19 protein-coding genes are annotated in these 24,537 nt (G+C 62.4%); 10 read left to right on the top strand and 9 right to left on the bottom strand.

The genetic code is table 11. The features are described from left to right. Positions 1-28 precede the first annotated feature (28 nt). The 3 genes from paaZ (at position 29) to paaI (ending at position 2,824) form a co-directional block, all read left to right on the top strand. A complete protein-coding gene (paaZ, locus tag M0639_RS26940; protein WP_064075007.1) occupies positions 29-2,071 on the top strand; it encodes a phenylacetic acid degradation bifunctional protein PaaZ in 2,043 nt (680 codons plus the stop codon). A 6-nt stretch (positions 2,072-2,077) separates the two neighbouring features. Next, complete coding sequence (locus tag M0639_RS26945; RefSeq protein WP_007730606.1) at positions 2,078-2,389, top strand: EthD family reductase; 312 nt, start codon at positions 2,078-2,080, stop codon at positions 2,387-2,389. 66 nt (positions 2,390-2,455) lie between these two features. Beyond that, positions 2,456-2,824: a hydroxyphenylacetyl-CoA thioesterase PaaI gene (gene paaI, locus M0639_RS26950; protein WP_047269444.1), complete on the top strand. Its 369-nt coding sequence runs from the start codon at positions 2,456-2,458 to the stop codon at positions 2,822-2,824. Positions 2,825-2,857: 33 nt separating this feature from the next. On the opposite strand, the gene M0639_RS26955 is transcribed toward paaI, so the two are convergent. Both M0639_RS26955 and M0639_RS26960 read right to left on the bottom strand, forming a co-directional pair. Beyond that, positions 2,858-4,648 carry a CocE/NonD family hydrolase gene (locus tag M0639_RS26955; protein WP_064075008.1) on the bottom strand — a complete coding sequence of 597 codons (1,791 nt, stop codon included), beginning with the start codon at positions 4,646-4,648 and terminating at the stop codon, positions 2,858-2,860. An 81-nt stretch (positions 4,649-4,729) separates the two neighbouring features. Continuing rightward, the gene (locus M0639_RS26960) at positions 4,730-5,176 is read right to left on the bottom strand and encodes a cupredoxin domain-containing protein (RefSeq protein ID WP_054800577.1); all 447 of its coding nucleotides are present in this window, start codon (positions 5,174-5,176) and stop codon (positions 4,730-4,732) included. A gap of 149 nt (positions 5,177-5,325) precedes the next feature. On the opposite strand from M0639_RS26960, the gene M0639_RS26965 reads away from it, so the two are divergent. Next, a complete protein-coding gene (locus tag M0639_RS26965) occupies positions 5,326-5,787 on the top strand; it encodes a hypothetical protein (protein WP_231915062.1) in 462 nt (153 codons plus the stop codon). A gap of 7 nt (positions 5,788-5,794) precedes the next feature. After that, complete coding sequence (locus tag M0639_RS26970; protein ID WP_064075009.1) at positions 5,795-6,934, top strand: cation:proton antiporter; 1,140 nt, start codon at positions 5,795-5,797, stop codon at positions 6,932-6,934. On the opposite strand, the gene M0639_RS26975 is transcribed toward M0639_RS26970, so the two are convergent. After that, a complete protein-coding gene (locus M0639_RS26975; RefSeq protein WP_064075010.1) occupies positions 6,918-7,679 on the bottom strand; it encodes a DUF2127 domain-containing protein in 762 nt (253 codons plus the stop codon). The two genes, M0639_RS26970 and M0639_RS26975, sit on opposite strands and share 17 nt — an antisense overlap. 75 nt (positions 7,680-7,754) lie before the next feature. Here M0639_RS26975 and M0639_RS26980 point away from each other — a divergent pair, with 75 nt between their 5' ends. The 3 genes from M0639_RS26980 to M0639_RS26990 all read left to right on the top strand — a co-directional run bounded on the left by M0639_RS26980 (position 7,755) and on the right by M0639_RS26990 (position 11,486). Continuing rightward, on the top strand, positions 7,755-8,561 hold the full coding sequence (locus tag M0639_RS26980; protein WP_064075011.1) for an alpha/beta fold hydrolase: 807 nt from the start codon (positions 7,755-7,757) through the stop codon (positions 8,559-8,561). Between the two features lie 118 nt (positions 8,562-8,679). Further along, a complete protein-coding gene (gene gabT, locus M0639_RS26985) occupies positions 8,680-10,053 on the top strand; it encodes a 4-aminobutyrate--2-oxoglutarate transaminase (RefSeq protein ID WP_064075012.1) in 1,374 nt (457 codons plus the stop codon). Then, positions 10,050-11,486, top strand: a complete 1,437-nt coding sequence (locus M0639_RS26990; protein ID WP_064075013.1) for an aldehyde dehydrogenase family protein — start codon at positions 10,050-10,052, stop codon at positions 11,484-11,486. Before gabT ends, M0639_RS26990 begins: the two co-directional genes overlap by 4 nt. Here the strand turns inward: M0639_RS26990 and M0639_RS26995 are convergent. Next, entirely contained in the window at positions 11,462-12,994 is a 1,533-nt protein-coding gene (locus M0639_RS26995; protein WP_231915063.1) for a PucR family transcriptional regulator, read from the bottom strand. The two genes, M0639_RS26990 and M0639_RS26995, sit on opposite strands and share 25 nt — an antisense overlap. 178 nt (positions 12,995-13,172) lie before the next feature. On the opposite strand from M0639_RS26995, the gene M0639_RS27000 reads away from it, so the two are divergent. Both M0639_RS27000 and M0639_RS27005 read left to right on the top strand, forming a co-directional pair. Further along, positions 13,173-14,612, top strand: coding sequence for an amino acid permease (locus tag M0639_RS27000; RefSeq protein ID WP_064075015.1), 1,440 nt, complete (start codon positions 13,173-13,175; stop codon positions 14,610-14,612). Positions 14,613-14,733: 121 nt separating this feature from the next. Next, the gene (locus M0639_RS27005; RefSeq protein WP_063836244.1) at positions 14,734-15,858 is read left to right on the top strand and encodes a GGDEF domain-containing protein; all 1,125 of its coding nucleotides are present in this window, start codon (positions 14,734-14,736) and stop codon (positions 15,856-15,858) included. Between the two features lies 1 nt (position 15,859). Here the strand turns inward: M0639_RS27005 and M0639_RS27010 are convergent, their stop codons facing one another. The 5 genes from M0639_RS27010 to M0639_RS27030 form a co-directional block, all read right to left on the bottom strand. Then, positions 15,860-18,187 (bottom strand): putative bifunctional diguanylate cyclase/phosphodiesterase, encoded by a 2,328-nt coding sequence (locus M0639_RS27010; protein ID WP_064075016.1) that lies wholly within the window; start codon positions 18,185-18,187, stop codon positions 15,860-15,862. A 237-nt stretch (positions 18,188-18,424) separates the two neighbouring features. Continuing rightward, complete coding sequence (locus M0639_RS27015) at positions 18,425-20,047, bottom strand: MFS transporter (RefSeq protein WP_064075017.1); 1,623 nt, start codon at positions 20,045-20,047, stop codon at positions 18,425-18,427. A 42-nt stretch (positions 20,048-20,089) separates the two neighbouring features. Continuing rightward, a complete protein-coding gene (locus M0639_RS27020) occupies positions 20,090-21,253 on the bottom strand; it encodes a VWA domain-containing protein (RefSeq protein WP_064075018.1) in 1,164 nt (387 codons plus the stop codon). Continuing rightward, a complete protein-coding gene (locus M0639_RS27025) occupies positions 21,250-23,436 on the bottom strand; it encodes a DUF5682 family protein (RefSeq protein ID WP_064075019.1) in 2,187 nt (728 codons plus the stop codon). The genes M0639_RS27020 and M0639_RS27025 overlap by 4 nt, the downstream gene beginning before the upstream one ends. Continuing rightward, positions 23,433-24,503, bottom strand: a complete 1,071-nt coding sequence (locus tag M0639_RS27030; protein WP_031330719.1) for an ATP-binding protein — start codon at positions 24,501-24,503, stop codon at positions 23,433-23,435. The genes M0639_RS27025 and M0639_RS27030 overlap by 4 nt, the downstream gene beginning before the upstream one ends. Positions 24,504-24,537 lie beyond the last annotated feature (34 nt).

Consider the following 24,537-nt stretch of genomic DNA (forward strand, 5'->3'; position numbering starts at 1 on the left):
ACCGAACGTACGGTGAGATGGAGTTGTCGTGAGCAGACTGTTGGAAAGCTATGTGGCCGGTCAGTGGTACGCCGCACCGGACGCAGGTACCCCGTTGCCGAGCGCAGTGGACGGATCGGAGGTGGCCCGGATCTCCGCAACCGGCATCGACCTCGCCGAGATGGTTACGTACGCACGCGAGGTCGGCGGGCCTGCACTGTCCGCGATGACCTTCCACGAACGTGCCGGTGCGCTCAAGGCTCTTGCCCTCACGTTGATGGCAGGAAAAGCCGAGTTCTACACACTCTCCACTGCCACCGGCGCGACGACGCGAGATTCCGGGGTGGACATCGACGGCGGATTCGGGACCCTGCTGAGCTACGCGAGCAAGGCTCGGCGCGAATTGCCCGACAGCACAGTCTTTCTGGACGGAAACGTCGAGCCTCTCGGCAAGGGCGGAACCTTCCTCGGGCAACACATCTATACATCACGTCGCGGCGTCGCCGTGCAGATCAACGCCTTCAATTTCCCGGTGTGGGGGTTCCTGGAGAAGCTGGCACCGGCATTCATCGCGGGGGTGCCGTCCATCGTCAAACCTGCCAGTTCCACGGCATATCTCACCGAACTCGTCTTCCGGCGCATCATCGAGTCAGGCTTGCTCCCAGAGGGTTCCGTCCAACTGCTCTCCGGTAGTGCACGCGGCCTCCTCGATCACCTCGGCGGGCAGGACTCAGTGGCATTCACCGGATCCGCCGACACCGCAGCAACGCTGCGTGCTCACCCGAACGTCGTCGGCAAGGGTGTCCATTTCAATGCCGAAGCCGATTCACTCAACGCGTCGATCCTCGGCGAGGACGCCGTACCAGGAACGCCCGAATTCGATTTGTACGTCAAACAACTCGTCACCGAGATGACGGTCAAGGCGGGCCAGAAGTGCACGGCGATCCGGCGCGCCCTGGTCCCGCTCTCGCTGGTCGACGCCGTTGTCGATGCCGCATCCGAGCGACTGAACAAAGTGGTCGTGGGACACCCCGATGCTGATGGCGTCACTATGGGAGCTCTCGCCAGCATCGAACAGCGTGACGAGGTCTTGAAATCCATTCGCGGTCTGACGAAGTCGGCAACTATCGTATTCGGAGACCCGGACAACGTCGACGTGGTCGGTGCCGACGGCCAGTCAGGAGCCTTCCTTTCCCCAGTCCTTCTCCGGGCGGAAGAGAATGCGCACGAGGTACACGAACTGGAGGCCTTCGGACCCGTCAGCACCGTCATCGGATACGACGGCATCGATCATGCGATCGAACTCGCGGCCCGTGGCGAGGGAAGCCTCGTCGCCTCGGTGGTCACTGCCGACAGCGACATCGCACGTCGACTGGTGCTGGGTCTCGCAGCTTTTCACGGCAGAGTGCTCGTGCTGAACCGCGACGACGCCAAGGAATCCACCGGCCACGGCTCTCCCCTTCCAGTCCTCGTACACGGCGGTCCCGGCCGTGCCGGCGGCGGTGAGGAGCTGGGTGGCATCCGCGGAGTTCTGCACCACATGCAGCGGACCGCCGTACAGGGCACACCCGACGTCCTCACCGCAGTCGGCGAGCGCTGGTTCACCGGATCGCAGCGCACGACCGGATCCGAACATCCATTCCGAAAGAGTCTCGCCGAGTTGAAGATCGGTGACACTGTTGTCGGCGGTCCGCGCCAGGTCACACTCGCAGACATCGATCATTTTGCAGAGTTCACCGGTGACACCTTCTACGCTCACACCGATCCGGTGGCCGCTGCGGCGAATCCACTCTTCGGCGGCATCGTCGCGCACGGCTATCTTGTTGTCTCACTCGCTGCGGGCCTGTTCGTCGACCCGGCTCCCGGCCCGGTTCTCGCGAACTTCGGCGTGGACAGCCTCAGGTTCCTGACTCCGGTCAAAGCCGAGGACAGCCTGACGGTCACCCTCACAGCCAAGACCATCACACCTCGCAGCAGCGCCGACTACGGTGAGGTTCGTTGGGACGCCGTGGTGACGAACCAGGACAACGATCCGGTCGCGACATACGACGTCCTGACTCTGGTAGCCAAGACTCGCCCCGAAGGGAATTGAAAGCACATGACCTATCGAGTAGCAGTGTGTTACGGACGCCCCACCGATCCGGAGGCTTTCGACAAGTACTACAACGAGATCCACGTCCCGCTCGCCAGCGCAGTGCCAGGGCTCTCGGACTTCACGTTCAGCAAGTGCTCGACGCTGGACGGCTCCGATCCAGTCTTCTATGCCGTCGCCAACCTCGAGTTTCCCGATCTCGAGACTATGCAGAGCGGCCTGAAGTCCCCGGAGATGGGCGCCGCTGGAAAAGATGTCGCAAACTTTGCCACCGGCACGGTCGACATGTATGTCCAGGAAGTTGTCTCGGTCCTCTAGACCCCTGCAATTTCCCGATCACACAGGAGTTGTCTCGTGAGTACAGGAAGCATCACCGCCAGAGAGATGTTCGACGCGGACCAGGCATCGCAGGCACTCGGTATCGAGATTTCCGAGCTGGCGCCCGGTAGCGCAACCGTGACCGTCACCGTGGGCGAAACCATGGTGAACGGTCACGGAATCACACACGGCGGTTATGTTTTCCTGCTCGCGGACACCGCGTTTGCGCTCGCCTGCAACGGCTACGAGGATTCAGCCGTTGCAGCGCGCGCGGACATCAGATTTCTGCGTCCGACCCGTCTGGGCGACACCTTGACCGCGGTCGCCACCGAGAAGGCTCGAGGCGGCCGAAGTGGGATCTACGACGTGACCGTTCGCAATGGCGACGCCGTCGTGGCCGAGTTCCGCGGCGACAGTCGAACCATCACCCGCTGAAATTCAGCCCACGGTGTATCAGCCCACGGTGTATCAGCCCACGACGGGAAGTTCGAGGGGGCCGGAACCGTCGGCAAAGATCGTCACCGGCATACCTTGCAGTCCCCCACGGAAACTGATGTCGCCACCGGTGATCGCGAGACGCACGGAATGCCCTGGCTCGAATCGGTGCACTATCGCCGGCATCGTCACCGGCACCGGCTGCGACGGGTCACTGATGCGTATGGGCGCGATGAGTCCGTTGATCAGCGAGGAAGTTCCGTCCGGAGCCACGTCGTAGAGTTTCGCGAACACCACCGGCTGTCCGGGCGCCGCAACACGCAGCGTCACAGTGGGAGCTCCCACCACGTCCATCGCCTCGGTCATCGGCGCAGTGGTCCAGAGCGCCTCGGTTCCCGGAATCTGTGCATTCGGAATGTTTCCGGCCGGATTGATATTGAGTGGCTCTACGCCCGTCGGCAGCCCAGCCGGTGCGGTGACGATCGTCTTCGAACCCGGTATCACCGGCGTGCCGTCCGGTAGCAGTCCCCCGTCAGCGGACAGATGGAAGGCGCGAGCGGTCCCGACATCGACGGTGTCGGACGTCGCGTAGGCCGGTGCCGCGTTTCCTTCGTAGTCGATCCAGTTGCGGAAATACGCGAATTCCGGGCCGGTCTCGGTGTTCTCGTCCTTGAGGTAGTGATCGAACCAGTCCATGAAGCGACCGGTCTCGTACTGGGTATCCTCGTCGGGTGCGGAGAAGCTGAACTCGCCCGGCGCAGCGGCCAAGTGGCTGTGCCCCCACGAATGCCAGATCATCTTGGCATCGACGCCACGATCCTTCAGCGCGTCGTAAGTCGCGGTTGCCTCGTTCAGATCGAACAGGGTGTCCTGTTGCCCCTGAGCAAGCAGTACCGGAATGTTGATCCGGTCGACGAACGACGAGACCGACGACGCTCGGAGCTCACTCACTACTTGCGGTCCGATGTCGCCGGTCACCACCGCCTCGGCGATCGCGTTGCACATGTAAGGGACGTAGTTCGGGCAGCCGGGTAGCCGTGCGGGATCTGCGATGTAACCGTCCACACCGGGATTCGCGATGCCCGCGCCGAAGAGCAGCGATGCAAAGAGCACCTTCGCGGCTCCCGGCTCCGCTGTCGACACACCGGAGATGATTCCCGTGCTGTTGGGCGCCAAGGAATACGAGAGATCGTTCCAGGTGATCATGGGGATGATCGTGTCGATACGGGGATCGACACTCGCGGCGGCGAATTGAATCCCGCCGCCGTAGGAACCACCCGTCATTCCGACCCGCGGGTCGTTCGTCGACGGTGCACCGGTGTGATCGACGGAGTCCTGAACCACCGCGGTGAGCGCCGGATAGGGCTGCGTCAGAGCCTGATCCGTGAAGGCAATCCCTTCTTGGCCGCCGAGGAAGCTGACCAACTGGGAAGCGGCGATACCGTCGTATGCGGGAGAGTCGAGTGTGATCTTGCAACTCGTGCCGCCGAAACCCAATCCCGAATACGTCAGTCCGACATACCCGTTCTCGGCGAAGTTCTGCAGGGCAGGAATCTGGTCCTTGTACGAACCGCCGAACCCGTTGGTGGTCAGGATTGCGGGAGCTGGGTTGTCAGCGTCGACACCATCGGGAACAAAGAGTTCACCGACGACGGTGCACGGCGTCGAGAGTTCAGGCCCGACATCGACCGAGAAGTACAGCAGCTGTGACGAATACGAGCCGTTCGGTGAATCCGCGAGCGCCGGCGGCGAAAAGCCGAGGGCGCAAACCACGAGCGTGACGACACTGATCGCTGTTCTCCGGCGCACCTGAAAACCGTACACCCGGATCTGTTCTCCACCAGGTCAATCCGGCGCGTGCCCCCAACTTTTTCTCGCGAAAGTCACGCCAGACCGAGCCGACCTCTACTTCACCGTCAAGGTGCCGTGCATGCTCGGATGATAGGTGCAGTGGAACGTGTACGTTCCCGGCTCGTTCGGCACCGTGATGGTTTCCGTCTCGCCGGCCTCGATGTCCTCACTGAACAGTCCTGCCGTATCGGACGTGACCGAGTGTTCGACGGTGTCGTTGTTCTGAATGGTCAGTACCTGACCGGGCATCACCGACTCCGGTGTCGAGTACTCGAAGCCGCTGATCACGATTCCCATCGACGACGCTCCCGGCGCCGACATACCCAGAGGCATGCTCGGCATCGACATACTGGTCGGCATGCTGGTCATCGGCATACTGGTCATCGCCATGCCGTCGTGATCGGCCGAATCGTTGTCCGACGAATCGTTGTTGTCACTGCACGCGGTCAGTGCGAACACCGCCAGGATCAGCGCTGCGAGCACTGCGAGAATCCGCTTCATTGCTTCGCCTCCTGCTCGTTCCCCCGCAGTCTGCTGATTACCCGCCGTCTAGGGGGCCAAACAGCTCCGATGTGGTGCCTGCGGCGCTGATGGTGCACGATTTCTGCACCAGCTCCGCTCGCGGACCGACACTGAAGGACACAGCACAGATGGCCAAGATCAAAACGTCGAAGGCAGCCCAGCCGAAGGCTCCCAAGACAGCAGAGCCGAAGGTAGCCGAGAAGGCTCCTGCCGTTCTCTGGAAGGACCTGCCGGACGAGCACGACTACCCGGCAGCCCGCGATTACCTCCAGTTGGGCGCGACGCCGGTCCAGGTCCAAGCTCTCGTGTACGCCCTCAAGACGGCGACGCTGGTCTCGAAGAAGGCCAAGGACATCCTGCGGGCTGCCGGGCTACCCCTGCTGCCTGTCGACAACCCGCACGTTGCCGCGGACCTGAAGAAGATCCGCAAGGGGATCGCGCTGTCTCCGATCCTGCTGGTGCAGGGAGACTTCCGCGCCGGAGTACCGGCGCAGATCGCCGACGGCTACCACCGTGTCTGTGCGAGCTACCACGTGGACGAGAACACCGGCATCCCTGCAAAGATCGCTCCCTCGACAGTGACGTCGTAGGTCGTCGATGACCTTCGGCATCCTTGCCCTCGTCGCGCTGGCCGGCATTCTCGGCCCGCTGCTCGGCGCTCGCGCCAGTTGGCATGTCCCCGTGGTGGTCGGCGAACTTGCCGCGGGCGTCGTCTTCGGTGTCACCGGTTTCGGGCTGCTGGACTCTTCCGACCGGACTTTCACCTTCCTGGCCGATATCGGGTTCGCGCTCACGATGATGGTGGCCGGCTCGCACGTCCCGGTCCGCGATCCGGCAGTCCGTGCGGCAATCGGCAAGGGTGCCGTTCGCTCGGTTGTCGTCGGGCTCCTGTCGGTTGTTGCCGGCTACGGTGCGGCGACGGCATTCGGCACCGGTCACGCCGCGCTGTACGCGGTCCTGATCGCGTCGTCGTCCGCGGCGTTGATTCTCCCCATCGTCGATTCGCTGGGGCTCGGTGGAACCTCGGTTCTGCAGATGACTGCCCAGGTCGCGATCGCGGACACCGTCTGCATTGTCGCGCTGCCTTTGGTGATCGATCCGGACAATGCCCCTCGTGCCGGTGTCGGCGCACTGGCTGTGGCGGCGTGTGCGGTTGCCTTGTTCTTCGTACTGCGAGCCTTCCACCGGTCCGGCCATTGGCGAAGGCTCCACAAATTCTCGGAGAAACGAAAGTTTGCACTCGAACTCCGGATCAATCTGGTGATCCTCTTTTCTCTGGCAGCGCTGGCGTCGAGCACTCACGTGTCGATCATGCTCGCGGGCTTCGCCTTCGGGCTCGTTCTTGCCGCGATCGGTGAACCCCGCCGCCTCGCCAAACAGCTCTTCGCCATCACCGACGGCTTCTTCGCTCCCCTCTTCTTCGTCTGGTTGGGAGCGGCGATCAATCTGCGCGACCTCGTCACCCATCCGTCCGCCATCTGGCTCGGATTGGTCTTGGGCGGAGCAACTCTCGTGGTTCACGCCGCGATACGCGCCCTCGGTCTCCCGCTCCCTCTCGGCGTGCTGTCCGCCGCGCAACTGGGAGTACCGGTTGCCGCAGTTACGGTGGGCACTCAATTGGGGGTGATGGGCGACGGTGAACCCGCAGCCATCCTCCTCGCCGCCATGATCACGATCGGTGCAGCAACGCTGGCGGGTGCTGCCGCGTCGAAAGCTGGTCTCACGAAGCCTGCTTGACCGCGGCCCTCTCCACCGTCAGCAAGCTCTCCTCCGAATGTTCGGCGTGATACGACGCGCCGCCGCCGCGGACACCGAAGAGTCGCTTGCTCCAGATCAGCCATACGACGGCAGCGATGTTCACCAGCAGCAACCCGGCCCTCAACCACGTGATCTTCTCGGTCAATTCGTAGATTTCGAGGGGCAGGAACAAGCTGGTCGCCACCACCGCGAAGTACTCGCCCCAGCGTTCGACCATCCACAGGCCGACTGCCTCGATCACTTGAAGGCCGGCGTAGACCAACAGCCCGACTGCGATCCAGGTGAGCGTCGTAGCGGACAACGAAAACGCCTGCTCGATGTGATGGACCAGTTTGGAATCGTCGATGTTCCAGCCCAATTGACGGGCAAGTGGCCTGATCAACGGCAATTCGTTCTCGAAGGCGTCCTCGGCGCGACCCTTCGACGATCTCAGTTCGAACACACCGATCGCCAGAAGAACCAAACCCAGAGCGCGGAACATTCTCTCGGTGGCGAGAAGTCGCATGATCAACCGGTCGCGAAGCAGCCTCCCCCGCGGAACCTCGGGGGCGGCGTCCGCCGGTCCCGATGCTCGGGGCGCTCCCGGGACGAAGTTGCCGCAACGTAGGCACCGCCACGCCTGACCCACCGCAGTATCCACATGTAGTCGATCCCGCAGTTCCGGTTCGTCCGGAGCGTAGGTCTCGTGACCGTGCCAACTGCACGAGCGCAATGCGAAGTCCACGGGTGAACTCTATGCCGCATATGCCCGGTAGCGTGGATACCCGCTGACCGTGCACTTCGAACGATGAGGATTCCGATGACAACCACCAAGATCGAAACCCGGCATGGCGTCATGGCAGTCGACGACAGTGCCACCGACGGTTTTCCGGTTGTCTTCATCCACGGGAACTCGGCCAGCCGCTCCATCTTCCGTCATCAGGTCGACGCCGACTGGGCCGGCGACTACCGCATGATCACTCTGGACCTACTCGGCCACGGCGACTCCGAGGACGCCAGCGATCCCGAAGCCGCATACACGCAGAACGGTTACGCCGACGCCGTCGTCGATGTTCTGACCGAACTCGGCGTCGAAAGAGCCGTTGTCGTCGGCTGGTCGCTCGGCGGACACATCGCTCTCGAGTTGATCGCGAAATTCCCCGGGCTCACCGGAATCGTCATCACCGGTACGCCGCCGGCAAATCCCGAGACGCTCGGCGACGCCTTCAATGCCGGCGACGGATTGTCCATCGGCGGCACCGAGGTCATCACCGCGCAAGAAGCCGAACTCTACGCACGAATGACCGCCGTTCCCTTCGAGCAGGCTGCCCTCGACGCCGCGATACGCACGGACGGGCGCGCTCGCAAGATCATGTTCGACGCATTCGGCGCCGGCCGCGAATCGGATCAGAAGGCTCTGGTTGCAACGGCGTCTGTGCCTCTCGCGGTGATCGACGGCGCCGAGGACCCGTTCGTGAACACGTCGTATGTCGCGTCGTTGACCTTCGCGAATCTCTGGGAGGGCACGTATCACGTGATTCCCGGTGTGGGGCATGCAGCGTTCTGGGAAGCCCCTGAGGTGTACAACCCACTGTTGCAACGATTCCTCGGCAGTTTCGCACAGTAACCTGCTGGACAATCTGCTGGACGCGGCGTCCTATGAGATAGAAGCCACTCGACAATCCGGCCATGTCCGGATCATTCATCGCCGTCCTACAGTTCGGAAAACGACTGGAGGCACTGCGATGACCATTCTCGAGCACGGCACGGAAACGTGCATCGGTGGACCGACCCTTCCCCAGATACGACGCCTCGTCACCGAAGTGCCCGGCCCCAACTCGCGCGCTTTGGCAAAGCGCCGGAGCGCCGCACTACCGGCCGGGCTGACCAGCGGATCCAGCATTTACGTTGCCGCAGCGGGCGGAGGAGTTGTCGTCGACGTCGACGACAACTCGTTCATCGACTTCGGCAGCGGCATCGCCGTGACCACCGTCGGAAACAGTGCGCCGCGCGTGGTCGAACGCACCACGCGCCAGCTCGGTCAGTTCACCCATACGTGTTTCCTCGCAAACCCCTACGAGGGGTACCTCGAGGTCTGCGAAGCGCTCAACCGCCTGACCCCGGGAGATCACGAGAAGCGAACAGCGCTGTTCAACACCGGCAGCGAAGCGCTCGAGAACGCCGTGAAATACGCACGTGCCGCCACCGGTCGCCCGGCAGTTGTCGTCTTCGACCACGCATTCCACGGTCGCACGTTGATGACCATGACGATGACAGCCAAGAACCAGCCGTACAAGGCCACATTCGGCCCGTTCGCACCAGAGGTCTACCGGGTTCCGATGGCATACCCCTACCGTTGGCCGAGCGGCCCCGAAAACGCGGCCGACGAAGCATTCGCCCAGTTCCGTCTTGCGATCGACACTCAGATCGGCGCCGAATCGGTAGCCGCTGTGGTCGTGGAACCGATTCAGGGTGAGGGCGGTTTCATCGTTCCCGCTCCGGGATTCCTGAAGCGAATCTCGGAATTCTGCCGTGAGCGCGGCATTCTCGTCGTCGCGGACGAGGTCCAGACCGGTATCGCACGAACCGGAGCCTGGTTCGCCAGCGAGAGTGAGGACTTCGTCCCCGACATCATCACAACCGCAAAAGGTCTCGCCGGCGGAATGCCACTCGCCGCCGTGACCGGCCGTGCCGACGTCATGGACGCCGCGCATCCCGGTGGTATCGGCGGTACGTACAGCGGCAATCCCGTTGCCTGCGAGGCCGCCCTGGCAGTTTTCGAGACGATCGAGATGGAAGGGCTCCTCGACCGCGCCAAGGACATCGGCGACATTCTGACCACAGGTTTGTCCGAAATCGCTTCGGACACAGACATAATCGGCGACATTCGTGGACGCGGCGCCATGATTGCAATCGAACTCGTCCACGACGAGGACAAGGCTCCGAATCGCGAGGCCGTCGCCCAGATCGTCAGCTACGCCCACACGCACGGTCTCCTTATGCTCACCGCCGGCACCTATGGAAACGTCGTCCGTTTCCTCCCACCGCTGAGCATCTCCGACGAGTTGCTGACCGAAGGACTCGGTATTCTTCGCGACGCTGTGGCCGCAGTCCGATGAGCGTCGCAGTGCGCAGCTTGATCGGCGGAGCTTGGGTCACGGGCAGCGACGGCACACTGACGGACACCAACCCGGCCCGTCCCGACGAGGTTGTCGCCACCGGAGGCCGCGCCGGTGCCTCCGAAATGGCGACCGGTGTTCGCGTCGCCCGCATCGCCGCGAATGACTGGGCCCGCCTGCCGATGTCCGCACGCGGCGCATACCTCACTCGCGCAGCGGAAATCATCGAATCCAACGCTGAGGCCTGGGGCGAAGAACTCACCCGCGAAGAAGGGAAAACGCTGGCCGAGGGTATCGGAGAGGTGCGCCGCGCAGCGCAGATTCTGCGTTACTACGGCAACGCCGCCGACCGCGAGACCGGAACGGTGTATTCCTCCCCACGTAGCAGCGAGCAGATTCTCGTCACTCGCAAACCTCTCGGCGTGGTAGGCGTCGTCACGCCGTTCAACTTCCCGATCGCGATCCCGGCATGGAAGATTGCGCCTGCCTTGGTGTACGGAAACACCGTCGTCTGGAAACCGGCTGCCGCGGTGCCCCTTCTGGCCTTCCGTCTCGCGCAGGCACTGACCGAAGCGGGCCTACCCGACGGAGTCCTGAACATGATCCTCGCCGACAGCGCGGCCGGTGAAGCGCTGGTCGATCACCCGGACCTCGACGCCGTCACCTTCACCGGTTCCACCGGCGTCGGCCGAAAGATCGCGGGATCTGCTGCGGCGCGCGGAATTCCGGTACAGGCGGAAATGGGTGGAAAGAACGCAGCCGTCGTACTTGCCGACGCAGATCTCGAGCTTGCGGTCGAGCAGGTGATGCTGGGCGCATTTCGGTCAAGCGGCCAGAAATGCACGGCCACTTCACGTCTGGTGCTCCATGAATCCATCGCCGAGGAATTCCTGGCCAGGCTGACCGTTGAAGTCAAGCAACTGAGAGTCGGAGATCCACTCGATCCCGACGTCACGACAGGTCCCGTGGTCAGCGCATACGCGCAGCAGTCGATCATCGAGGGGATCAATCGAGCCGTCGACGGCGGCGCCAGGGTTGTGGCCACCGCCGAAGCGCCGCAGTCGGGCTACTACGTCCAACCGACAGTGCTGGAACTACCGTCGAGCACCGAACTGTGGTTCGAGGAACTCTTCGGCCCGGTACTGGCGGTGCAGCGGGCAGCAACAACCGCAGACGCATTCCGCTTGGCGAACGAGGGCGAATTCGGTTTGTCCGCAGCATTGTTCACGCAAGACCTGACCAGTGCACTTGCCGGTGTCGACGATCTGGACGTGGGGATCCTGCACGTCAATTCGGAATCGGCGGGCGCTGATCCCCACGTACCTTTCGGCGGTGCGAAGAGGAGTGGATACGGGCCCAAGGAACAAGGCGACGCGGCACGAGAGTTCTTCACTCACACCACCACCGTCTATCTCAGGGGCGGCCGAGCGTGATCTGAATTCGATTCCGCCTGCAGCAGTTCACGAGCTTTGAGTGCGATCCACAACTCGGACCGGGTGTGGGCGGAATCGAGATCTCGGCCGATCAACTCGGCAGCCTTGTCCATGCGGTTACGCAGCGTGTGCCGGTGAACACCCAATTGCGCTGCAGCGGACTCCCATTGACCATTGTGGTGCAGGAACGCTTCGATCGAGTCCACCAGACGGGAACCGTTCTCGGCGTCGTAGCCTTCCAGCACACCGAGACCACCGGCCGCGATCGACTGCAGAACTTCGCTCGACTGCACACTCAACAAGAGACTGAAAGTCCCGAGTTCTGAGAACGGAACGAGCGTGTGTCCTTCGACCTGCCCCACTTTGGCAGCAGAGACGGCCTCGCGCAGACTGGCCGCAACACCGCTCATCGGCCGGACCCCACCGATTCCACCGTTGATACTCCGGCGTGAATTCTCCCGTACTCTCGCATACACACTGCGTGTGACCTTCTCCGCAACTTCACTTTTCACGACGAACCACACACCGGTTCCGTCAGTCAGCGGGGCCAACAGGTACGGCACCGACTCTTCTTCCAGGGCCGCTGAAGTGATGTCGGTGGCCGCAAGCAAAGGTCCGACATCGGTCAAGGCGGTTGCCACCACCGTGGTTTCGGATTCGAATCCGAAGTACCGCAACAGACTTTCGTCGACGTCACCGCCGGCCTGGCGCACCATCGTCGTAACGGCCAACCTCAGCCGCTGTTCGGCATCGACAACCCGCAACGGCTTGGCAAGCTCGATGGTCAACAGCGACACCGTGTGGCCCACCAACAATCGCTCGGACTGATCCAAGGCGGCCTCGGACGCCACGGCCAGCGTGCCGCTCACAGCAAGGCGGTGAATGGCCAGGTGACCGTCGTCGTCCACCACGATCCGGCTGCGCTCCTTACCTGATCGCTCCCTGATGCGTTCGGGCAGAGACGAACTCGCACCTTCCGTCAGAGCCAGCACCGCGCCGTCCCGATCGAGAACACAGACTGCTGCGTGAACGGCTCGACCCAGGGCAGTGATCAGAGCCGGCACCCCGTCGAGCAGGGCACGCGCCAACTTCTCCTGCGCGTCGACCACCGCCTGCACCGTTCGTATCTGGTCGGCGGTCAGTTCGTCGATCACGGCCCGCGAAATGGCGATGAACGGCGTCTCCTTGGCGACGGAAAGCACGGCAAAACCCAGTTCGTCGCCGGCCCTGATGATCGCGTCCGGCACCCTATCGTGCACGGTGCCGGTGTCGAACGCCAGTGCCACCGCACCGGTCTGCGCGATGCGCTCGACGTACTCGTATTGCTTTGTCGCCGAACGCGGTAGATGCAGCCCCGTCGTCATGACAAGCTCTCCACCGGCGAGCCAACGGGTCGGATCCTGCAATTCGATTGCGTGCGCCCAGCTGATCGACAGATCCACGTCGTCGTGACCGGCAACGATCGTGAGGCCGAGCGAGGTGGTGGCCGCCAGGCGCCGGACAGTCATCGGCATTACCGGAACCTCCGAAGGCAGTGAATAGAAAGGCAGTGGATAAATGGGCAGTGGACAGAACTGACAGTTTCCAGTTCAGATTTGTACATCAAGTCCATGTTCTGGATCACACGATGAGCTTAGCGTCTCTCCGAAAGAACTGATCGCGTCATGCAATAGGAGCTGAGCCCAGATGCCCGACAGCAGCACCGAAACAGCCGAAGCCGCCAGCGTTCATTCGACACTCAAAACAGGCTTGAAGAAGCGCCACCTGACCATGCTTTCCATGGGCGGCGTCATCGGCGCCGGTTTCTTCGTCGGGCTGAGCGGAATCATCAACCAGGCCGGCCCCGGCGCAGTCATCACGTGCGCGATCTGCGGCATCATCGTGTTCCTGGTGATGCGCATGCTCGGCGAAATGGCCGTGGCCAAGCCGTGTACGGGATCGTTCACCGAATACGCCCGCATGGCGTTGGGCGACTGGGCGGGTTTCACCACAGGCTGGCTCTACTGGTATTTCTGGGTGATCGTCGTCGGCATCGAATCCGTCGTCGGAGCAACCTTGCTCTCCCGGTGGATCCATGGTGTCCCGCTCTGGCTCATGTCAGCGGCACTCCTGTTGGTGATGACCGGGGTCAATCTTCTCTCCGTCAGCAACTTCGGCGAGGCCGAGTACTGGTTTGCGGGTATCAAGGTCGCCGTCATCATCGGCTTCATCGTGCTCGGCAGTCTGTTCGTCTTCGGCATCTGGCCCGGCAGTGAAGTCGATTTCAGCAATCTGACCGGCCACGGAGGATTTCTGCCGAACGGCTTCACCCCCGTACTGGTGGGCGTTGTCGCCGTGATCTTCTCCATGACCGGAGCCGAGCTTGTCACGATCGCCGCAGCGGAATCCGCCGAACCTGCCGGAGCGATCAGGCGGGCCACGAACACGGTCGTCTTCCGCATTCTCGCCTTCTTCGTTGTCGCCACCTTCCTCCTCGTGACGATGCTGCCGTGGGATTCGTTCGTCGTCGGCGATTCTCCGTTCATCTCCGCACTCGACCTGCTCGGAATTCCCGGCGCCGCCGACATTCTCAATCTCGTGGTTCTGGTCGCGGTGCTGTCCTGCCTCAATTCCGGCCTGTACACGGCGTCACGGATGCTCTTCGCACTCTCCGTCTACAACGACGCGCCGGCCTGGATGACACGGACCAACAGCCGCGGCGTGCCGGTGAAGGGCGTACTCGCCTGCACCGTGGCCGGGTACTTCTGTATCGCGGCCGGCTACATCTGGCCGGATACGATTTTCTTGTTCCTCGTGAATTCGTCGGGCGCAATCTGCTTGTTCGTTTACATCCTGATCTGTGTATCCGAACTACGCCTCCGACGCCGATGGGAACGCGAAAGCCCCGAGATTCTGAAATTCCGTGTCTGGTTGTATCCCGGCCTGCCGATAGTGGTCACTGGTCTGATTCTCGTGATCCTGGTGGGAATGGGTCTCAACGAACCCACGCGCGCGGAATTCGTCCAAAGCCTGGTCGCGCTGGGGGTCATCCTCGCCGCTTGCGGCGTGAGAAAGTCTCGTACGCGAAAAGTCGGATCGTTCGCGACCGCCTCGAACAACGCACACAGCAGTTCGAAGAAGGCTTGAAACAAGCATCGAGTAAGCGCTCGACTCGATAATTGAACCTCTTCCCCGAAAAGAGCCGATCCGATGGAAGCGGTCGAACATAGATTTTCTCTTTACCTAAATTCAAGGCAAAATGGACAGCATGCCGAGCCCTGTCATCGCCTCCGAGGGGCACAGTTCTTGGCGAACACTTCACGAATGGTTCAACGAACCACACGACTACGAGTGGATAAAGCACCAGAGGTCCGGCCGGGCAATCATTCCGATCTTCCGAACCTTGCTCGGAATGATGACGATCATCTTCGGACTGTCCGCTTTCTACAAATTGATCGGTCCGGATACGCCGCCGACCACACCCGGCAAAGCTCTTTCGATTTTCATGATCTGTACGTGTGTGGGAATCGCCGCATGCTGGTTCACACAACCGTTTCCCGGACGCCGGGGGTTGCTTGCATTCGGAATATTCGCAGATCTCGGGATCGCGGCTGCCGTCCTCCTGGTGCCGGATCGCTCGTCCGGGACGTTCGGTTGCATCGTCTTTGCGGTCACCGGAACCTTTGCGACGCTTTTTGTCAGCGCAAAGTGGCTTGTCGCTCATGTCGTTTGGTCGACGACCGTCACGACTACCGTTTTCGTTCTTGCATATATGGAAGGCGACGTCGATATCACGACGCTTCTGGCCCGCGGCACCGTTCTTTTCGGAGCTGTCACTCTCGTTCCCATTTTTGCGCACCTGACTTGGCGCACTCTCTACCGCGATGCCCAGTATTCGGACCGGGATCCCCTCACTGGACTGTTCAACCGTCGGGGGCTGGAAGGGGCAGTCGGCGATCTCTTCGAGAGCGCCCGAGACGATTCTTCATCTCTCGCCTTCATCGTCGTCGATATCGACAAATTCAAAACGGTGAATGATCTTCACGGTCATGCCGAAGGCGATCATGTCATCAGGAGAACCGCGAACCGATTGAGCACACATCTCGGCGAACGCGGAGTCATCGCTCGAACCGGCGGGGAAGAATACCTGGCCGTCATCGCCGGCGATCCCGAATCGACAACCCTGTTGATCGAAGGGATAAACGCGGCGCTGTCGGATTGTTCCGACGCGATCCCCACAACGGTGAGCGTCGGAGCGGTGATGATGACCGCCGAATCGAAGGCGTGGAGCGGCGGTGCTTCCGCAATCCTGGCGGCGACAAATGTCGCGGATTCGATGATGTATCAAGCGAAGGCGGCAGGCGGTAATACGATCCGCTCGGCTCAGATCTGATTCACAGCCACGTAAGTGGGTGGACGCTGCGCCCGGTTTCCGTGTCCGTCGCGGCAAGATACACATCGACGCGCTCAGCGGTCAGAGCCTTGCTGATGTGGTACCCCTGGACCAGGTCACACCCGACCCACTGGACGCGGCGGAACTGCTCGATGGTCTCCACGCCCTCGGCCAACGATTTCATACCGAGGGCCGCGGCCAATTCGACAATGGACTTCACCACGGACATCTTCGGATCGTCCGAGTCGGTGACCAGCATTCGATCGATCTTGAGAACGTCGATTGGAAGTCTCTGGAGCGTGGCGAAGGACGAATAGCCGGTGCCGAAATCGTCGAGTGCGACGGTAACCCCGAGCTCACGCAGCTTGTAGAGATCCCGGATCGCGCGATCGTCCACAACACCTGTCTCGGTGATTTCGAGCTGCAGCAGTTGCGGAGGCAAGCCCGAATCCGTCAGCGCTTTCTTCACCATCGCACCGAACTCTCGCGACACCAACTGCACTGGTGAAACGTTGACCGAGACGCCAATTCCGGTCGGCCACCCCGCAGCAGCGGCGGTCGCCATCGCCATTGCCTGCGCGCCGAGGGGAATGATCATTCCGGTTTCCTCCGCCACCGAGATGAACTGGCTGGGCCCGATGAGGCCGCGGCTGGGATGGTTCCACCGAAGAAGAGCCTCGAAGGCCACCACTTCACCGGTCTGAGTGTCGACCTGAGGCTGGTAATGGAGATCGAACTGCCCTTCCTCGATCCCTCTGTCCAGCTCGTGCAACGCCGTCGCCCGCGCCGATGCCCTCGCCCGCAGCAGCGGTGAGAACTTGCCCACTCGATTGCGCCCCGTCGACTTCGCTTCGTACAGAGCCAGATCCGCCAGCATCACCAATCCGTCGGCGTCCGTCGAATCCTCGGGCGCGCTCGAGTAACCGATCGTGGCCCGCACTTCGATCCGATTGCCTTCGACGAAGAATGGTTCGTGCAGCACTTCCAGGTACCGATCGAAGATCACACCGGGATCGTCGCGCGAAGACGTACAGACGATCAGCCCGAATTCGTCACCGCCCATCCGCGAGCACATGTCCGAACCGATCACGTCGCGAAGGCGTTTCGTGACTTCGAGAAGTAATTGGTCCCCGATCGGATGACCAAGGGTGTCGTTCACCGATTTGAAGTTGTCGAGGTCGAGAATCCCGACGAGAACCTGCTTCTCCGGCGCGCGGGAATCGATCGCTTCCTCGAGTGCCACTCCGAACGCACGACGGTTCGGCAACCCGGTCAACGAGTCGGTGGCCGCAAGGCGAAGGATCTCCTGCTCGTGGACATACCTCTCCGTGATGTCGGAACCGACACCGCGCCAACCCAGAATCACGCCGGATTCGAGGACCCGTGGATTGCCGGAAAGAGACCACCAGCGTCGCCTACCGTCGACATGCACCGGCACGACGGTGTCCCGGAAGGGAGCACTCGATTCGAGTTTGTCGATCATCTGGGCCGCGGCCGCACGCCCCTCCGGACTCGCTGCGATCTGGAGTCTGGTGAGGAGTTGCCCGAAGGTGAGTTGCTGCAACTCGTCCACCGTCATACCTGCGACCTCGGCGAGACGTGCCGAGGTATGGGAGAACCGGCCGTTGGTGTCGCATTCCCACAGCCAGTCGCGGGAACCGCCCTCGAATCCGTCGAGCAACAACGCCACAGTCTGACGCTCGGATTCCGCCTGAAACTCTGCGAGACAACGTCTCTGGAAAGAGGCCGACAGATAGACCGCTCCTACGGTGAGCGCAAACATGTAGATGCACAACTGAATCGCAAGTATTCGAAAGTGGGGTTCGGCGTGGACGACGAGAACAGTGAAGACGCCGAGGCCGTGAATGTAGATCCAGGTCAGGCTCACCGATCTCAGACTCGAGAACGTCACGGTCCCGGCGCCCATGATCCCGGCCATCGTCGCGATCAGAACCAAGTCGCGGAAGACGTCCATGTCGTGAAAGAGCAGAGCGAAAAGTGTGACGTCGAGGGTCGCGACCACGATCACTTCGACGAGCAGACCCACGTAGTCGTAGCGCGGGGTGTGCTTCGACGGTCGCCAGCGAAGGGGAATCCATACTCGGATCGAATTCGCGAGGACGAGAAAGATGAGGGCGCCACCCAACCACCTGAGCGTCTGACGTCCAGGCGGAACGGTGTAGGTCAGAATCACGACCAAACTCGCCATGTACGCAAGATTGGCGAACGGCGCGACGGCTGCAGCTTCGTCTATCTGACGGCGAAACAGGCTGTTGCAGTCGGCCTCCGAAGCAGGATCTTGCCTGCCCAATCGACTCGGACGGCTCATCAGCGAGGCATCCCGACATCTGCGCAGGCGCCATCAGCGGGCGTCGAATCCGCTCGCCTGGCCATCCGAACCTCCCCTGGCTCCCCACCGAACCCTTATCCGGTGAAACGTCAGTGTTTCAGACTCGCTGCTTGTTTCCTTCACAACGGTAGCCATCTGACGAATCGATTGTGCGCAGATCACTATATCCAGAGGTCGTTCCGTCGATCGTCCAGGTCGATCCGCGATTGCTGATTCTTAGCTCGAACCACGTTTGTCGCCGACCGCGACGCGGGGGATTCGAGCGGTCGGGAACAACGCTGCGATCGCGAGCAGCGCAGCCACGGCAAAGGCGACACGCAACGCGTCCAGCCTGGCGTCTTCGTTCACATCCACGATCGCGTCCGCCGTCGCCTCGGTGACGCCGGCGTCACCGAGAGCTGATCGAAGTTGCGTCGTCGAAAGGAACGGCACGCCCGAGGCCAGGTCGGTGCTCGCTTGCTGCTGCACCGAGGCCGGAACTGCCGGGTTGTCTTCGATCCCGGCAATCGCAGAACTCGTGAGAGTGGCGATGAGAACAGACCCGATCAGCGCGGTTCCCAATGAGGCGCCCAGGTTCGTGGCAGTGTTCTGCAACCCGCCGACCTCGGTGCTGCGCTCGTCCGGGACCGAGGACACCGTGACGGCTCCGAGCTGCGAAGACAGGCACCCCAAGCCGAAACCCATGAACAGCATGGGAATCATCACGATCGCCGCATTGGCGCCGGGGTCCATGCCTGCAACGAGCATCAGAATGCCGACGACCATGACCAACAATCCGACTCGGACCACGCGTCGCGGGTTCGCGGTAGGCCGTAGCTTCGGAATACCGATCGCCGCCACGACGAGCGCCGCCGACAACGGCAGGATGCGAACTCCCGTCTCCAGGGCACTGAGCTCCAGAACTACGGACAAGAACAACGGGACCGCGAAGAACACGCCCGCCTGGACCAGAAACTGCGCGAAGAACATCGACAGCCCGCCACTGAGCTCGCGGTTTCGCAGCATCGCCGGATCAAGCAACGGCTCCTTCCCCGCAGCGGCCAGGCGTCCCTCCCAGCGCAGGAATCCGTACACGACCAGGAGCCCGGCGATCAGCAGCCACACCACCGGGGAAAGCCCGACCAACTGCGGTCCGTCGGGTTTGGCCTGCACCCAACCCCACTCGCTCGAGCGCAGTACGCCGAAGACGATCATGCCCAGCCCGACCACGGACAAGATCGATCCGACGTAGTCGAGGCGCGACTTCGACGGTGGGACGTCGACCACCTTGCTCAGCACCAGCAAGATCAGGACAACGATCACGACTTCGCCGACGAACACGTAACGCCATGACGCAAATGTCGTCGCGGCGCCGCCGATCAGCGGCCCGACCGCCACGGCCATCGCGCCGGCGGCAGCGACCAGACCGTAGGCAGCCGGGCGCTTCTGCGCCGGAAAGTTGGTGGCGACGAGCGCGACGATCGCGGGCATGATGAGTGCCGCACCGACGCCTTCGAGGAACGACCATCCGATCAGCAGGACCGCAAGATTGGGAGCGAGCGCCGTTGTCAGAGAACCTGCGCCGTAGATGATCAGGCCGAGCGCGAAGGCCCGGCGACGACCCATCATCGACCCCAGCTTGCTGCCCGTGATCATCAGCGTCGCCATGACCAGGGTGTACAGCGTGATCGCGGTTTGAATACCGGTGATGCTCGTGCCGACGTCCTCGGCGACGGTTGCCATCGAAACATTCATGACCGAACTGTCCAAGGTCATCAGGAATTGGCTGGATGCCAACACCGTGAGAACCAGTCCTGAACCCGCCTGCGTCGTCGAACCAGCAACCTGTCCGTCACCCATCGTGCGGGTGTACCCGGTGTTCAGGTTCTCGAAGCAGACCGGTCAGTGCTGTTCGAGGCTGAGCTGATCCGCCCAAGCCGACACGTCCCCGCGTTCCAGAGCCACCGCCAGCAGTTCCGGAAACTTGTCCGGCGTGCACGCAAACGCGGGAATCCCGAGGGCACTCAGCGACGCTGCATTGTCGTGATCGAACGACGGTGCCCCGTCGTCCGAGAGTGCCAGTAGAACCACGACTTGAACGCCGGAGTTCTTCATGGCGGCCATGCGGCGCAACATCTCGTTGCGAATACCGCCCTCGTAGAGGTCCGAGATCAGAACGAACATCGACTCGGCAGGACGCGAGATCAGTGACTGGCTGTACGCGATTGCGCGGTTGATGTCCGTGCCCCCACCAAGTTGGGTCCCGAAAAGGACGTCGACTGGGTCGGACAGTTTGTCCGTCAGGTCGACGACGGCAGTGTCGAAAACCACGAGCGAAGTCTTCAGCGCCTGCATCGACGCCAACACCGCGCCGAACACGGATGCGTAGACGACGCTGGACGCCATCGAACCCGATTGGTCGATCGCCAGGACTACGTCGCGCTGCACGGATTTCGACTTACGGCCGTATCCGACGAGCCGCTCGGGGACGACGGTTCGATACTCCGGAAGGTAGTGCGACAGATTTGCTCGGATGGTTCGGTCCCAGTCGATGTCACGCAACTTCGGATTCGACGTTCTGGCCGAACGATTGAGTGCCCCGGTCACCGCGGCCTTCGTTTTCTTCGCGATTCGCTCTTCGACTTCCCGAACCACCTTGCCGACGACCATTCGAGCAGTTGCCTTGCTGGCCTCCGGCATGACCTGGTTGAGGCTCAGCAGCGTCCCGACCAGATGCACATCGGGCTCGACGGCATCGAGCAGTTCCGGTTCGAGCAGCAACTGCGCCAAACCCAGTCGGTCGATCGCGTCCTTCTGCATCACCTGCACCACCGTGCTGGGAAAGTACGTCCGGATATCGCCGAGCCATCTGGCGACGGACGGAGCCGACGCCCCCAATCCGGCTGAGCGGCGTCGCCCCTTGGTCGGGCCGGACGAATCGTAGAGTGCGGCAAGAGCTGCATCCATTCGACGCTCGCCCGGTTGGCCCAGCCCACCCGTCGATTCTTCGGCGGATTCCCCGAGCATCAGTCTCCAGCGTCGAAGGCGCTGATCGTCGTCGCTCATGCGCCCACCCCCAAGATGTCCGCAACGACCGCCATTGCCGCTCTGCCGCGTCGAGCATCGGTCTCCACTGTCGTTTCGACGCGTCGGCCGCCTCTGACCGCCTGACCGATCGCTCGACGCTCCCCCGCCTCGAACGCTCCGAACGTACGTCGAAGCAGTGGAAGCGTGTCGATGAAGTCCTGCTCACGAAGTTGGCGAACCCACGTGTCGATCAGCGTGAGCAACGCTCGATCGTGAACGAGCACAAGCCCTCCTCCACCGAGAAACCCGTCGACCCACCCGGCTTTGCCGGTCGGCGTGCTTCCCACGGACAGGGCCCGAGACAAGCGCTGGGCTGCAGCGGTTTCCGTGATCGAACCGCTGTCGCGCAGTAGCCGCACCAACCGTCCGACGAGTAATCCGTTGACGTCGTCACGGTCGATCACGCCGGCCATGGCCTGCAGCCACCGTGCGCTCGCATCGCGATCGTCACGAACCATGACTGCCGAGTGAACCTTGTCGAGGTGTTCGCGAAACTCCTCGGCACTGGGATCGTCCAGGCCCGTGACGGCGACTGCGAGGCCGGTGCAAATGCGGATCAACAGGCTGTCGGCGACGTCGACCAAGGCAGACACGTCGGTTCCGCGCACATCGCCGTACCGCAGCGTTCGCGTCAGCGTGGGCAGCGCCGCCATCAGGTGCGACACGTCATGATCTAGTGCCGCCACCGTTTTCACACTTTCCAGCACAGCGGACAACGCTGCCGGCAGGTTTGCCAGGAGCGAGTTCTCCAGTAGTCCGATCAGTGACGCGAGAGTGATGTCCGGCTCGTTGATCTTCGAGACGACACGTGATGTTGCCGCTGCAACCACCGTCGTGCCCCACAGCGACGCCTCGATCACCGAGACCGAAAATTCGGGCTTCCATTGCAGCGCCCAAGTCTCCCGGAACGTTCCGGTGGAACGGACCTCACTGTCGGCCGGGGTTCCCCAATCGATCTCGAGTATCCCCAGTCGGTGCAGGAACTGGGAACGCTCGACGTCGATATCGCGTCGCAGGTCCAGATCGAGAGTCTTTGCTCCCGCTTGTTGTTTGAGCCGCAAGGTCTTCGAGCGTGCGCGCAGGTCTGCTTCGAGTGGGACTGTCGGAGTTTCCTCGGGCACCGCGCCCAGCGCTTCGCCCACAACCAATCTTCGCGTGATCAGATCCAGAAGAACGTCGTTCCCGTCGCACATCACCGACCTCGTTGCCTCGGTGACCTCCGACAATCCCGCCAAGGGTCGAGAACGCAGTGCCGCCAACGTATCTGCCAACCGGACAGCTTCGATGACGTGAGCACTCGAGATCGGAAGGTCCTCGTCCCTGAGCACCCGCGCAACTTTGGTGAGCCACCGCGTGATCGTCTTGTCGTTCGCGGTGAACAGGTGGTGATACCAACCCGGCGAGGTGATTCCGGCGCCGTAACCCGATGCCGACGCCAGGCGTGAGTGAGTCCAGGGAACCCACGTCAGCGAGGTCTTGACCTTGGACATTCCTTTGAGGATGCGAGCATCGGGTGCCGCCGGCCCCAAGGCTCCGACCAACGCCGGCGCGTGCCAGGCTCCGCAGACGACCGCTACCCGCTCAGCGCCATCTTTCAACGTCTTTCGCAGCACCTGACGCATATACGCTTCGCGATGCGCTGTCTCCTCGTCGATCGGCACTGTCTCACGCAGCGCCTCCATCGCCTCGGTGATCGCATCGAAAGAATCTGCGCCCGAGCTAGATTCGATCACCGAATCCCACCAGCGTTCGGTATCGTCGAAACCCGCGGCCGCGGCCAGTTCCGACAGAGGATCGCCCTCGCGGACAGTACGAATCCCCTGATCCGCCAACACGTTGAAGGCGGGCAGATCGCAGAACCGTGCCTGCACACCGTTCTTCGCAGCCCACTGCAGCGCTTGCCATTCGGGTGAGAACACCGCAAACGGCCAGAATGCCGCCTTCGACGGTTCGCCAGTGGCGTACGCGAGCAACGCAATCGGTGGTTCCATCGATTCCGACGCCGCCAGCATCACCAACGGGTCTGCGTCCGAAGGCCCTTCGATCAGGACGACGTCAGGCGAGAACTCTTCCAGGCCCTGCCGAACCGAACGAGCAGATCCCGGGCCGTGGTGACGGATACCGAAGACCCGGACACGCAGGTCCGGAATCACGATGGTCACCCGGTGACCTCGCGGCACGCCCGGTAGAAGTCGGACCACTCGCCGCGTTCACGCACTACTGCCTCGAGGTACTCGTTCCACACCACCTTGTCTGCGACCGGATCCTTGATCACCGAGCCCAGGATTCCGGCAGCGACGTCGGATGCCCGCAGTACGCCGTCCCCGAAATGCGCAGACAACGCCAAACCGTTGGTGACCACCGAGATCGCCTCCGCCGTCGACAGAGTTCCGGACGGGGACTTCAACTTGGTGCGGCCGTCGGTGGTCGTGCCTGATCGCAGTTCCCGGAACACGGTGACGACCCGGCGAATTTCCTCGGCTGCTGCGGGGGTTGTCGGCAATTCCAGTGCTGCGCCCAGCTGTTCGACTCGACGTGCCACGATGGCCACCTCGTCTTCCTCGCTGGCCGGCAAAGGGAGGACTACGGTATTGAACCGTCGACGCAGTGCGGACGACAGGTCGTTGACACCGCGATCGCGATCGTTGGCGGTAGCGATCAGGTTGAAGCCCTTGGCTGCCTGCACCTCGATGCCCAGCTCCGGCACCGGCAACGTCTTCTCGGAGAGAATGGTGATGAGGGCGTCCTGCACGTCGGCCGGGATACGCGTCAACTCTTCAACGCGGGCGATCTTCCCGGTTTCCATCGCCGTCATCACGGGAGAAGGCACCAGCGCACCGGCGGTCGGCCCCTCGGAGAGAAGACGTGCGTAGTTCCAGCCGTAGCGGATAGCTTCCTCGGGCGTACCCGACGTGCCTTGAACCAGGAGCGTCGACGCACCCGAGATTGCGGCCGAAAGGTGTTCGGAGACCCAGGTCTTGGCCGTACCGGGAACCCCCAACAGCAGTAGCGCCCGGTCGGTGGCAAGAGTTGCGACGGCCACTTCCATCAACCGCCGTGGACCGACGTACTTCGGCGAAATGACGGTTCCGTCGTCGAGAGTGCCACCCAACAGATACGTCACGACGGCCCAGGGCGACAAGTTCCACGACGGTGGACGCGGACGGGTGTCCTGCGCGGCCAGTGCTTCGAGTTCGAGCGCGTACTCCTGCTCTGCGTGGGGCCGCATCAGCTTTGCCGGTTGCGCGAGCTTTTCCGGTTCC

Source organism: Rhodococcus qingshengii JCM 15477 (genome assembly GCF_023221595.1).
Taxonomy (GTDB): domain Bacteria; phylum Actinomycetota; class Actinomycetes; order Mycobacteriales; family Mycobacteriaceae; genus Rhodococcus_F; species Rhodococcus_F qingshengii.